The organism is Alcanivorax sp. HI0083, assembly GCF_001635175.1.
This window is the reverse complement of record NZ_LWFX01001619.1, coordinates 1-12594: the sequence shown is the minus strand read 5'-3', so window position 1 is coordinate 12594 and position 12594 is coordinate 1. Positions and strand designations below refer to the sequence as shown.

8 protein-coding genes are annotated in these 12594 nt (G+C 58.2%); 6 read left to right on the top strand and 2 right to left on the bottom strand.

The features are described 5' to 3' along the window. The 5 genes from A3754_RS23970 to fhuF form a co-directional block, all read left to right on the top strand. On the top strand, positions 1–3486 hold a 3486-nt coding region (locus A3754_RS23970; RefSeq protein ID WP_156497195.1), incomplete at its 5' end, for a condensation domain-containing protein. A 100-nt stretch (positions 3487–3586) separates the two neighbouring features. Continuing rightward, a complete protein-coding gene (locus A3754_RS23965) occupies positions 3587–5824 on the top strand; it encodes a TonB-dependent siderophore receptor (RefSeq protein ID WP_063521543.1) in 2238 nt (745 codons plus the stop codon). Continuing rightward, positions 5814–6800, top strand: coding sequence for a GNAT family N-acetyltransferase (locus A3754_RS23960; protein WP_063521542.1), 987 nt, complete (start codon positions 5814–5816; stop codon positions 6798–6800). The genes A3754_RS23965 and A3754_RS23960 overlap by 11 nt, the downstream gene beginning before the upstream one ends. A gap of 153 nt (positions 6801–6953) precedes the next feature. After that, positions 6954–8246: a lysine N(6)-hydroxylase/L-ornithine N(5)-oxygenase family protein gene (locus A3754_RS23955; protein ID WP_063521541.1), complete on the top strand. Its 1293-nt coding sequence runs from the start codon at positions 6954–6956 to the stop codon at positions 8244–8246. Beyond that, positions 8246–8980 carry a siderophore-iron reductase FhuF gene (gene fhuF / locus A3754_RS23950; RefSeq protein ID WP_063521540.1) on the top strand — a complete coding sequence of 245 codons (735 nt, stop codon included), beginning with the start codon at positions 8246–8248 and terminating at the stop codon, positions 8978–8980. The genes A3754_RS23955 and fhuF overlap by 1 nt, the downstream gene beginning before the upstream one ends. Positions 8981–8984: 4 nt before the next feature. On the opposite strand, the gene A3754_RS23945 is transcribed toward fhuF, so the two are convergent. Next, on the bottom strand, positions 8985–9677 hold the full coding sequence (locus A3754_RS23945) for a 4'-phosphopantetheinyl transferase (RefSeq protein WP_063521539.1): 693 nt from the start codon (positions 9675–9677) through the stop codon (positions 8985–8987). Positions 9678–9846: 169 nt separating this feature from the next. Here A3754_RS23945 and dbpA point away from each other — a divergent pair, with 169 nt between their 5' ends. Beyond that, positions 9847–11226 carry an ATP-dependent RNA helicase DbpA gene (dbpA, locus tag A3754_RS23940; protein WP_063521538.1) on the top strand — a complete coding sequence of 460 codons (1380 nt, stop codon included), beginning with the start codon at positions 9847–9849 and terminating at the stop codon, positions 11224–11226. Positions 11227–11382: 156 nt separating this feature from the next. Here the strand turns inward: dbpA and A3754_RS23935 are convergent, their stop codons facing one another. Beyond that, a complete protein-coding gene (locus tag A3754_RS23935) occupies positions 11383–12384 on the bottom strand; it encodes an AraC family transcriptional regulator (protein ID WP_063521537.1) in 1002 nt (333 codons plus the stop codon). Positions 12385–12594 lie beyond the last annotated feature (210 nt).

The window sequence follows — 12594 nt, the reverse complement described above, 5'->3', positions numbered from 1 at the left end:
CCGGATGATGTGGAGCTGCAGTTCGCCTCCATCAGTTTTGATGGCGCCGTAGAGCGCTGGACGGTGCCGCTGGCCTTTGGTTCCCGTGTGGTGATTCGTGACCAGCAACTGTGGAGCGCGGAACAATGCTGTGAGGTGCTGAAAAACGAAGGCGTCACCGTGGCCTGTTTTCCGCCCAGCTATATGGGCCCGCTGCTGGACTGGATCGAACAGGAAAAAACCGCACTGAAAGTGCGTTCCTGGACCCTGGGGGGCGAAGCCTTTACCCGGGAAACCTTCGAACGCATGCAGCAGGTGTTGAAACCGCAGCGCATTCTCAACGGTTACGGTCCTACCGAAACCGTGGTCACCCCGATGCTGTGGGCCGCCTATGAAGGGGACTCCCTGACCAGTGCCTACGCGCCCATCGGCACCGCCGTGGGGCCGAGAAAATTGTATGTGCTGGATCAGGATCTTAATCGGGTGCCGGTCGGCGTCGCCGGGGAACTGTATATCGGCAACGAAGTGGGCCTGGCCCGGGGTTATCATCAGCGCCCGGACTTGACCGCCGAACGCTTTCTGCCGGATCCCTTCGGCGAACCCGGCGAGCGCATGTACCGCACCGGTGACCTGGTGAAGTACCGGGACGATGGCGTGATGGAATACCTGGGCCGCGTGGATCAGCAGGTGAAGATCCGCGGCTTCCGTATTGAGCTGGGCGAAATTGAAAGCCAACTGCTGGGCCATGAACAGATTCGTGAGGCCGCCGTGGTGGCGCAGCCATCGCCGACGGGGGATCGCTTGGTAGCCTACATCGTCGCACGCCCCTCTGTAGGAGCGGCGCTTGAGCCGCGAAACGAGCGCAGCGAGGCCCCATCGCTGAACGTTACCGCTATCCTCGATGACTTATCCCAATCTTTACCCGACTATATGGTGCCCAGCCAGTTGGTCGTGTTGGAAGCCTTGCCGCTGACCCCGGCAGGCAAAGTCGATCGCAAGGCGTTGCCGGCGCCGCAGTGGCAAACCGCCAGCGAAGGTGACGCACCACAGACGGATAATGAACAGACGCTGGCGACGATCTGGCAGCAACTGCTGGGCCGTGAAACCGTCAGCCGCGATGATAATTTTTTTGCGCTGGGCGGCGACTCCATTCTTGCCTTGCAGGTGGTCAGCCGAGCCCGCCAGCAAGGCTTGGCGTTAACGCCTAAGGATCTGTTCGAGCAGCCGGTGTTGAAAGCGCTGGCGGTGCAGGCAGTGAGTGCCCAGGCGTCAGTTATTTCTCAACAGCCCTTGCAGGGCGCGCTACCCCTGCTGCCCATTCAGCAGCATTTCTTTTCCCTGAATCCGCCCAGCCCCAGTCACTGGAATCAGCACCTGTGGCTGGCGCTGGATGCTCCCATGGAGCGGCCGGCGCTGGAGGCGACGCTTCAGGCCTTGTATCAACAGCACGACGCCCTGCGATTGCAATTTACCCGTGAGCAGAACGGCTGGACGCAAACCTGTTTGCCGGCGGACGCGCCGGGACATGAATTATTGTGGTGGCGACAGGCGCCGGATGATGCGTCGGTATCCGCATTGTGTGAACAGGCCCAGCAAAGCCTGAACATCGGAGCAGGGGAACTGTTCCGTGTGCTTTACGTGCAAACTCCGCAGCAGCCGGATCGATTGTTGCTGGTGATTCATCACCTGGCGGTGGATGGGGTGTCCTGGCGTATTCTGCTGGACGATTTGCTCGGTGCCTATGGGCAGGCACTGGCGGGCCAGGCGATAACCTTTCCGGAGCGTACCCACAATCTGGGCGACTGGCATCAGGCATTGCTGCAATGGTTGCAGAAAAACGGCGATGAGCGCTTGCCGTTCTGGCTGGCCCAGCAACCGGACAAGGCTTCTGCTGCCTTGCCTGCGTACGCCGAAAAGCAAAGTGCCATCTTGTCGCTGGACAAGGCGGATACCCGCCGGCTGCTACAGGATGCGCCAACCAAGCTGGGGGTTAGCGTGCCGGCACTCTTGCTGACTGCGCTCTCCCGCACCTTGAAGCCCTCATCTGTAGGAGCGGCGCTCGAGCCGCGAACCCGCTCGCGAGAAAAGTCTCTGGATGCGATTCGCGGCTCGAGCGCCGCTCCTACAGGGAATTCGCCCCTGGTTATCAATCTGGAAGGGCACGGCCGTGAAACCCGCCTGGCGCCGGGCATGGACCTGAGTCGGACGCTGGGCTGGTTTACCAGCCTGTATCCGGTATCGCTGCCGTTCTCCGACGACCCGCGCCAGCACCTGTTTGCGGTATCGCAACAATTACAGCAAATCGAACCGGATGGCGGTGTGGGCTATGGCGCTTTGCGCTTTCTTGCTGACACCCCATTGAATAACAGTCCCGATGCGCCGGTTACATTCAACTACCTGGGGCAGTACCACGACGATGCCTTGGTTCAGGGCTTTACGCCGTTGCGCGGTGGTGGCTCTGCCCAGGCGGGCGACAATCCCATGGCCTCGCCCCTGGCGATTAACGGTCAGGTGGTCGGCGGTCAGCTGGAGCTGGTCTGGGATTTTGCCTCCAGTGTGTATGACGAGCAGCAGATTGCGCATTGGTGTGGCCGTTACCGTCAGGCCTTGCAGGCATTGTTGGCTCTGGCGGATGCGCCCCGTGAAGCCTGTGCCGATCCGGCATTGGTAACGCCCCTGAACCGGACCGGGGATCTACCTGTGCTGTGGTGCCCGCATCCGGTGACGGGACGCACCACCGGTTACCAGGCCCTGGCCGCCAGCCTGGAAGGGCAGTGGCAGGTACGGGGCCTGCAATCGCGCAGTTTCCTGGAGCCTGGCTGGTTTGATCCGTCACTGAATGAAATGGCCGAACGCTATTACCGCACGGTGCGTCAGCAGCAGCCGGAAGGCCCTTACTACCTGCTGGGCTGGTCACTGGGGGGCGCCTTGTCCATGGAACTGGCCCATCGGCTGGAGCAGGCCGGTGAAACCGTGGCCTTTGTAGGCTTGCTGGATACCTATGTGCCGGGCCACGAAGTGGCGGAAGACCAGTGGTCATCGCCGCAGGCGCAGCAGACGTTACGTGAACATCTGGGCATGCTGCTGACCTCGGCGTCGTCCACGGCGCTGGATGATTGCATTGCGCGTCTGCGTGACAGCAAACCGGCGCAGTGGCCGCAGAACTTTGCGCAATGGCTGGCCACACAACCCATTGAGCCGGCGGTGGCCGATAGTGCTGCGCAGTTATTGCATGCCTGGGCGGTGGAGCAACATTTGCGGGATTTGTGTTGGGGCTATCAGCTGCCGACATTGCAAACCCCGGTACACAGTTGGTGGGCCAGTGAGCCGGCGGGCCGTGCCCGGACTCTTGAGAACGGGCTGGCCGCGTGGGTTGATTTCGCCCACAGCGACACCGTACCGGCGGATCATTTGACGATTGTGCGTGAGGCCACCTTTTTACAGAGCCTGCCGGCCCGGCTTGGGCAGAGCAAAGCTCAGCAGCCATTGACTGAAATGCCCGGCTAATCACTTTTTTTGTGCACTAGTCGTAAGGTTTGTAATCTGTATAATGCAGTTGCGAATCATTCCTATTACTGTAATTTTTACGATTGTTAGGAGAACGACCATGGGGAATCGGACCGAGAGCGGGCTGATCCGGGGGCTTAAGTGGGGCCGCAATCCGTTGGCGCTGGCGGTAGCCGCGGCACTGTCGGCGTCACCCGTCTGGGCAGACGAGCAGCAGGACGCTGATGAATTGCAGACTATCGAGGTGAATGCCGAGCAGTCAGAAGACGTGTACGGCGGAGACGACTTCGGCTATGTGGGCCAGCGAAGCCTCACTGCCACCAAGACGGATACGCCGGTGAAAGAAACGCCGCGTGCCGTTTCTATTGTTACCCGCGAGCAGATGGATGATCGCGCCTCGGTGAGCATTGCCGATGCCCTGCAGTACACGCCCAGTATTCAGGCGAACTTTTACGGCGAAGATAACAAGCAAGACTGGTTTGTTATTCGCGGTTTCAAACAGGCCAATAACGGTTTGTACCGTGATGGGACCCGGGTTTATTCCTATGGCTTTTACAGCTGGCAGCTGGATCCTTTTGCCCAGGAACGTGTAGAAATTATGCGTGGCCCGGCTTCCGTTTTGTATGGCCAGACTCCTCCGGGCGGCGTGATTAACGTTATCAGCAAGCGCCCTCAGGATTATTCCTTTGGTTCCGTGACTGCAGAATACGGTAGCTATGATCGCAAACAGCTGTCGGTGGATGTGGGCGGTGCTCCGTCGGAAGATGTGTCCTGGCGTGTTGTCGCGCTTGGTCGTGAAAACGGCACTCAGGTTGATGATCTGGAAGCCGAGCGCACCATGCTGGCACCGTCCTTGAAGCTGGGCCTGGGTGACCGGACCGAGCTGACATTGCTGGCGTCCTATCAGAAAGATGATTCCGACCCTTACCTGCAGTTCCTGCCCTCCAGCGGCACAATTTCGCCGAACCCCAATGGCAAAATCGACGATGACGTTGCCATCGGTAATCTGGATTACGAGCAGTTTGAACGTACCCAGGTTTCTTTCGGTTATCAGCTGGACCATGCGTTCAATGATTCGACCACTTTCCAGCAAAGTGCTCGCTACCAGCAAATCGATGTGGATCTGAAGCAGATGTACTCCCTGGGCTATCTGCCGGGCAGTGGTGATTCGCAGGTGATTCGTGGGCTTAGCGATGAAGATGGCGATGCCTACGGCGTTAACCTGGATAACCGTTTGATTCATACGTGGTCGATCAACAATGTGGAGCATACGTTGTTGGCCGGCATTGATTACCAAAGCTTGCACATCGACGGTAAGAGCTTTGGCAACCCGCTGATGGGCTACGAAGCGGCGCCGGGTATCTTCGCGCCGGCGACGCTGAATCCTTTTGATCCGCAGTACCGAAACGCGGATGAGTTGACCCCCGTTTCCTGTAATTTCGCCACCTTTGTGTGTACAGAGGTGACCAGCCGTCAGCGAACCACCATTGATGCTTATCAGGTCGGTGGCTATCTCCAGGACCAAATGAAGTTCGACAACAATCTGGTGCTGACTGTAGGTGCCCGTTTTGATCGGGCCAGTAGCGATATCGAGAATAAATCCACCGGCGTTGAGCAGAATATCGACAACGACAAGTGGACAGCCAATGCCGGCCTGGCCTGGTTGCTCAATGACAACCTGACTGCGTATACCAGCTACTCGCAGTTCTTCCAGCCGATTCTGCAACTGGACCAGAATGGCGACGCGGCCAAGCCGCAAGAGGGCGATCAGATCGAAGTGGGTATGAAGTTCCAGCCGGAAGGTATTGATGGTTACTTCAATGCGGCGGCATTCAAAATTACTCAGGAGAATCTGGCCTCCGGTCAAACCGGTACACCCGCGTTCCAGCAAATCGGAGAAGTGGAAAGTGAAGGCATCGAGCTGGAAGCTGTTGCCAATATCACCCCGAGCTTTAGCCTGCTGGCCAACGCTACCTGGATGGATCCGGAAATCGTTTCCGATAGCACACCGGCTGAAGAAGGTAATCGTCCGGTGAATATCGCGGATACCCTGTATTCGGCCTGGGCCAAGTACACCTTCCTGGGTGGCCCCTTGAACGGCTTCGCCATTGGTTCCGGTGTGCGTTATGTCAGTGATACCTACGGTGATAACACCGAGACCCTGAAAGTGCCGTCCTACACGGTCTGGGATGCCACTGTCAGCTACCGCTACAAGGACTTCAAGTTCCAGGTGGCGGCCAAGAACCTGGAAGACAAGCAGTACGTTGCGACCTGTGACTACTACTGCTGGTACGGCGACCGTCGCAATGTTATCGGCAGCGTGACCTATGCCTGGTAAGAGTCTTCACCGATCCATTCCGCTGCCCACCGGGCAGCGGCTGGATGTGTTCGAACAGGAGTTGGCACCGCAGTGGCGGTGCCAGTGGGACGACCAGGATCTGCTTACGGTGGAACTGACCGACGGCATCGCCCGTGTGGAGCAGCATTGTCAGGAACCGACGCAGCTTCTGCGTGCTGCCTGGGCGTTCTTTGTCTCGCAGCCGGATATGGAAGCCCTGCAGTTTGAGAGCGGTTTTAACGCTGCGTTCATGATTCAGGAAGAAAATCAGACAGCACGGCTGGAACGCGACATGTTCTGGCAGCTGCCCGGTGACTGGTTAAGCCAGGGCGATGCCTTGCCGTATCCGGTCACCATGATCATGGATGCATCCGGCCGGCGTCACCCACGACGCCGCGCCAAGCCGGCGGGGGAAGTGTACCGCCGTTTTGATACCGGTATTCAGGCGTGGGTGTCTCTGCGCACGCTGGATATTGAGGAAGACCTGCACCGTTTCATGCGCTGGCAGAACAGCGAGCGTGTGGCTGCCTTCTGGGAACAGAGCGGCACCCTGGAAGAGCATCGCGCATACCTGGAGAGCCAGGCGAAAGAATCGCGAGTGCTTAACCTGATCGGTTGCATAGATGATGAGCCCTTCGCTTACTTTGAAGCGTATTGGGCCAAGGAAGATCGCATCGCACCCTATTACGATGCACAGGATTTTGATCGCGGGATTCACATGCTGGTGGGCGAAGACCATCACCGTGGCCCGCACAAGGTAAAGGCATGGCTGAATGCGCTCTGCCATTACCTGTTTCTCGATGATTGTCGTACCACAAGGATTGTGTCCGAGCCACGCTCGGATAACGACAGGATGATTCAACACCTTCAAGCCAGGCGATTTGCCAAGCCAAAGGAGTTTGATTTTCCGCACAAGCGCGCAGCCCTGATGGTGCTGCATCGTGATGCGTTTTTTGAGCGTTGCGAGCTGAGCTGAAAATCACGGTTCGGATTTTTTCACTCTGAACCGCCATGGCGCGCTGCCCACCACTATCCGGCAGCAAGTGGCTGACTGTCCGAATTCTTCGGTGGTCGGTGTATGGATAAACCGGAGGCCGTTCGGTCTCCGCCACATTGAGGACATATCACCATGATCGTTCATTCTCAGGAATACGATGTCGTTGGTATTGGGTTTGGCCCGGCGAACCTGGCCATTGCCATTGCACTGGACGAGCAGAAAGACCTGGATGGTCTGCGTTACTGTTTCCTGGAAAAGCAGCCTCGTTTTGAATGGCACGGCGGCATGTTGCTGGAAGGTACTCGCATGCAGGTGTCATTTCTGAAAGACCTGGCGACCCTGCGCAATCCCGCCAGCCGTTTCACCTTTGTTAATTATCTGCATGACAACAATCGTCTCGATTCCTTTATCAACATGGGCACGTTTTTTCCTACCCGTGTGGAATATAACGATTACATGCGCTGGTCCGCCGATCAGTTTAAAGAGCATGTGCACTATGGTCAGGAAGTGATTGCCATTGAGCCGGTGGAGCAGGGTGGTGAAGTGGAATGGGTGCGCGTGCGTTCGCGTAATGCCGACGGTAGTGAGCAAGAGATTTTTACTCGAAACCTGGTTATCGGCATCGGTGGTTACCCGAAGATTCCGGCGGTGTTCGCCGGGAAGATGGGTGAAAACATGGTTCACTCATCGCGCTATAAACACGAATACGAGCGGTTTGCTCGCCACGAAACGCCACGTATTGCGGTGATCGGAGCAGGCCAGAGTGCCGCTGAAATTTACCTGGATCTGATGGACCAGTACCCGGATGGCAAGATGGATCTGGTCAGCCGCAGCCGGGCCCTGCACCCGGCCGATGACAGTGCTTTTGTGAACGAAATTTTCGATCCAGCGTTCACGGATACTATCTACGCCCGGCCGGAATCCGAGCGGCAGGATTTTCTCAAGCGTTTCAGCCAGACCAATTACGCGGTAGTGGATCTGGCGGAAATTGAACAGATCTACGAGCGTCTTTACCTGCAGAAAGTCACCGGCAAGATGCAGCACCGCTTCCTGTCCAACCGCGATATCGTTGGTGTGCAGAATGATGGCACCCGTGTGCTGTTGACCCTGCGCAACAAGGACACCGGCGTGGAACAGACCGAAGTCTACGATGGGGTGGTGCTGGCCACCGGTTATAACCGTAATGGCCATGAGCAGTTGCTCTCGCCCATGGCGGACTGGATGTCCGAGAAAGACGTGGAGCGTTGTTACCGTTTGCCCATGGCATCAGGCTGCCATGCCAATGTGTTCCTGCAGGGGTGTTGTGAAGAAACTCATGGCCTCAGCGACACCCTGTTGTCGATCCTGGCGGTACGCTCCCAGGAAGTGGTGGATGCGTTGATAGAACGGCAGAGCCGGCCGCTCGAAACGGCCTGTGCAAGCTGATGATTCCTGCTCTGGCCCCCTTGTTTCAAGGGGGCTTCTCTTCCTATGGCCACTTGTTACGGTTGGCCGAGCCGAACGATACGGCCATCCCGTTAACCGATCTGTTTGATGCCGGCCGGTTACGGCAGTCGTTGCATCAATTTCGCCCTGACTTGAAGGGGGAGGACGAGCGGGCACTGCTCTCCATCTGGAGTAAATACTATTTCTTGCGGCTGTTGCCGCCGGTGCTTGCGGCCAACCTGATCCTGCAACGTGAATTACCATTGTCGGTGGAGGTGCTGGCGGTTGAGGTGGATGCGCAAGGGTTGCCCGGTGTCTTCGTGTTGCCGGATGACGGACAACAACTTGTGGCAACCGCGCACCCGCTTTCCCGATTCGAGGGAATAATGCGGGATAATTTACAACCGGTTATCACTGCCTGGCAGCAGGCACTGGGGTTATCCACCCGGGTGCTGTGGAGTAATGCCAGCCGTTACATCCACTGGTTCACGGGGGAATTGAAAGGGGCCGGCTTGCCGGAGGTGCTCTGGGCGCCGGGGCGAGCGTTGCTTGATCAGCCCAGCTTTGAAAACGGTGACAGAAACCCCTTGTTTGGGGCCTACCAGGACAGGATGAACGCCAACACCGGCACTGTGATGACCGTGCGGCGCACCTGTTGTATTCGTTTTCGTTTGCCGGAGGCGGCGTTGTGTGAAGATTGCCCTCGGCTGTGTCGCAAGGGCATGGCAGCGTAAGCCGTTAACGGGGCAGGGCAATCCAGCTCAGCACACCTTGCTGCCGTTCGCGCCAGCGAAAAGGGATGGTGGCACCAAGCTTCCAGTCTGGCGACAGGGTTTTCAGCAGGGTCAGTGAGCGGGTCTCCCGGCGCTCCGCGTCATGGAAATAAAAGCGTTTTCCGGTGATCGGGTAGAGCGCCTTGAACAGGCTTTCCTTGGCGGAAAAAATCAGCGTGATGCGATTGGCGCGCTGAATATCCGATAACCCTTCCAGCTGTTCGCGTTCTTCGTGGGTCAGCAATTCCCGGCACAGACGGGCTGCCCGTTCTGCGCTGAGCCATTGCTCTGTGTCCAGCCCTACGGTCAGCCAATGGCGTGCATCGGCGACCATCACTTCAGCAATGCCCTGGCTGTGGGTAATGCTGCCCAGACTGCCAGCGGGCCATTGTGGTGCCCGGTCGGGTCCCAGGGCCGGGATACCCTTAATGCCCAGCATCGCCAGTGCTTCACGGGCGCACCATCGCCCCGCCAGATATTCGCTGCGGCGTTTGGCCACCGCCGTACTCAGGGAGGGCGGCAGGGGGATGTCTGCCTGGGCAAAGCTGTCGTCGCAGAGGCGTTCAGGGGCGTAATGACAGCCCACGCGCACCAGTCCGGTGGCGAGCTCTTCGCGGTGCAGGTGAGTCAGGCATGCGGGGTGATGGAATAATGACATGATCAGCAGATTTCCCGGTTGCCGGTACTATATCAGAGGTGCCAGCCGGAGACCCCAACTGCGGGGTAATTTGATCCTCACCGCGATGCCACAACTGCTACACTAGGCGTATACACTGGCCGTGCGTGGCTGGTCTCCTTGCCACCTTTCTTTGCCACAGGCTGCTCCCGTGACTGATGCCTCTTTTTCTTCCCTGCCGCTGTCTGCGGAACTGCTCGCCAACCTGAACACGCTGGGTTACACCACCATGACCCCGGTGCAGGCACAAAGCCTGCCATTTGTGCTCAAAGGGCATGACGTGATTGCCCAGGCCAGCACCGGCAGTGGCAAGACGGCGGCTTTCGGTCTTGGCCTGCTGCATCCATTGAATCCACGCTATTACGGTTGCCAGGCGTTGGTGCTGTGCCCCACCCGGGAGCTGGCCGATCAGGTGGCCGGGGAAATCCGCCGGCTGGCTCGTGGCCCCGGTAATATCAAGGTGCTGACCCTGTGTGGCGGGCAACCCATCGGCCCGCAGATTGGCTCGCTGGAACATGGGGCCCAGATCGTGGTGGGCACGCCGGGGCGTGTGCTCAAACATTTGAGCAAGGGCACGCTGAGCCTTGAAGGGCTGAATACACTGGTATTGGATGAAGCGGATCGCATGCTCGATATGGGGTTTTACGACAGCATTGCCGAGGTGATCCGGCAGACGCCATCACGTCGCCAGACCCTGTTGTTTTCGGCGACCTATCCGGTAGGGATCAAGCAGCTGGCGGAAACCTTCATGAACAACCCTCAGCATGTAGAAGTGGAAGTGCTCCACGATAACAGCCAGATCGAACAGCGCTACTACGAAGTAGACCCTGCTGAGCGGGAAGAGGCGGTGGCCCGTGCCATTGCCTGTTTCCGGCCGGTGTCCTGCGTGGTGTTCTGTGTGACCAAAAAACAATGTCAGGACGTGGTGAACCAGCTTTGCCGGCAGGGGATGTCGGCCATGGTGCTCAACAGTGACCTTGAACAGCGCGAGCGTGATGAGGTGCTGACGTTGTTTGCCAATCGCAGCCTGTCGGTACTGGTGGCCACGGATGTGGCAGCGCGGGGCCTGGATATCGATAACCTGGATATGGTCATCAATGCGGAACTCTCCCATGAGCCGCAGACCCATATTCACCGTGTCGGCCGCACTGGCCGTGCCGGTGAAAAAGGCCTGGCCATCAACCTGGTAGCGCCACGCGAATCCCGCCGTGCCATGGCCATTGAAGAATTGCAGGGCGCGCCCCTGAACTGGCACCCGGTGAGCAGCCTCAAACCCCGTGAAGGTGACACCTTACACCCCCCGACAATTACGTTGTGCATCGGCGCTGGCCGCAAGGACAAACTTCGCCCTGGCGATATTCTGGGTGCGCTGACCGGTGATGCGGGGATTGCCGGCAACAAGGTGGGCAAGATTACCGTCACGGATTATCAAGCCTATGTGGCTATTGATCGTGACAGCGCAGATCTGGCGTTGGAGCGATTATTGAAAGGCAAAATCAAAGGCAAAAACCGGCGCGTTAAAAAGCTGTAACCTTTCCCGAGCTGTGGCCGGAGAGTCTCTCCGGCCACTTCCTCCATGCTTGTCATTTTCCCCCGTCAGTTCACGCAGAGTACGCAAGGTTTTTTCAGAGGCGGCCAGATGTTGGTCGTCGATTCAATGAAACGTGTCTGTATGTCGCCATAACCGTTACCGGGCTTTCTGTTGTTCCCACTGTGAGGGAGGAATCCCGAACCAGCGCGAGAATGCTCTGGAAAATGCGCTCAGGTCGGCATAGCCGAGCAGGTCGGAAAGTTGGGTGACTTGCAGGGTGGAGTCCCGCAAATAACGCAGTGCCATTTTCTGTCGCGTCTCATCCAGCACGGCCTGGAAGGACGTGCCGGAATCACTGAGCCGCCGTTGCAGGGTGCGGCGGCTCATGGCCATGCACCGGGCAATGTGGTCCACGGTCACCCGTCCCTGTGGCAGCAGGTCGCGGAGCAGGTTGCTCACATAGCCGGGCAATTCCAGATCCGTGAGGTTCTGCATGGTGTCCAGATGTTCCCGGATCAAACGGTGCAGCGTCGGGTCGGCCTGGCTGAGTGGCAATTCCAGTTCCGCCGGTTTCAGGAGCAGGGCCGTGGTATCGCTGTTGAACTGGGGGGAAACGCCCAGCACTTTCTGATAGGCCGCGAGGGGCGCCTGCCGGGCGTGTTCAAGCAGCATGGGGTGGGGGTGCCAGTTTTCTCCCATCAGTGTCTGCAGCAGCTTGCGGCCAACCCCCAGTGCCAGTTCCGCGCCCTGGTTGATGCCGGGCTGGCCCGGCTCCAGCACCCGGTAGGCCAACTGGACCTGGTCACCATACGCACTGACCTCCACGTGAGCGGCGCCCATGTGCAGATGGAAGTACTGCTTGAGTTCCGTGAGGGCTTCGCCAACCGTGCGTGCGTTGTTAAGCAGGTACAAAATCGGCCCGAAGATCGATACTCCCTGACTGAGCCCCAACTTCAGGCCGAACAACGGGTCGCCGCTGCGCGCCGCACTCAGTTTCAACAGCTCCAGAAAACGCCGGTAAGACACCAGGCCCTGAAGGTTGTCCAGAGTGTTCTCCGGCAGGCCGGCATCACGCAGCAGCTCGGTGTGTGACAGCCCGTATTCGGCAATCAGGGTGTCGAATCCATACAGCGCGGATGCCCTTGCAAAGTCCTGCATGGTGTTTGTCCTTGGCTCTGCCTGTTGTGGTTGTTCTGGCACCAAATGCTAAATCATTGGCGCACTTTATCAAGTTCGTGGCCTGGCAGCGGCGCATGATGGCTTTGCGATACAAACAACATCATTTCAGGGAGAGCCAACATGCTACCGATTACCGTTAAAGATCATGACAGCCTGCTGACGCTGAACAACAACGATATGCCGGTCTAC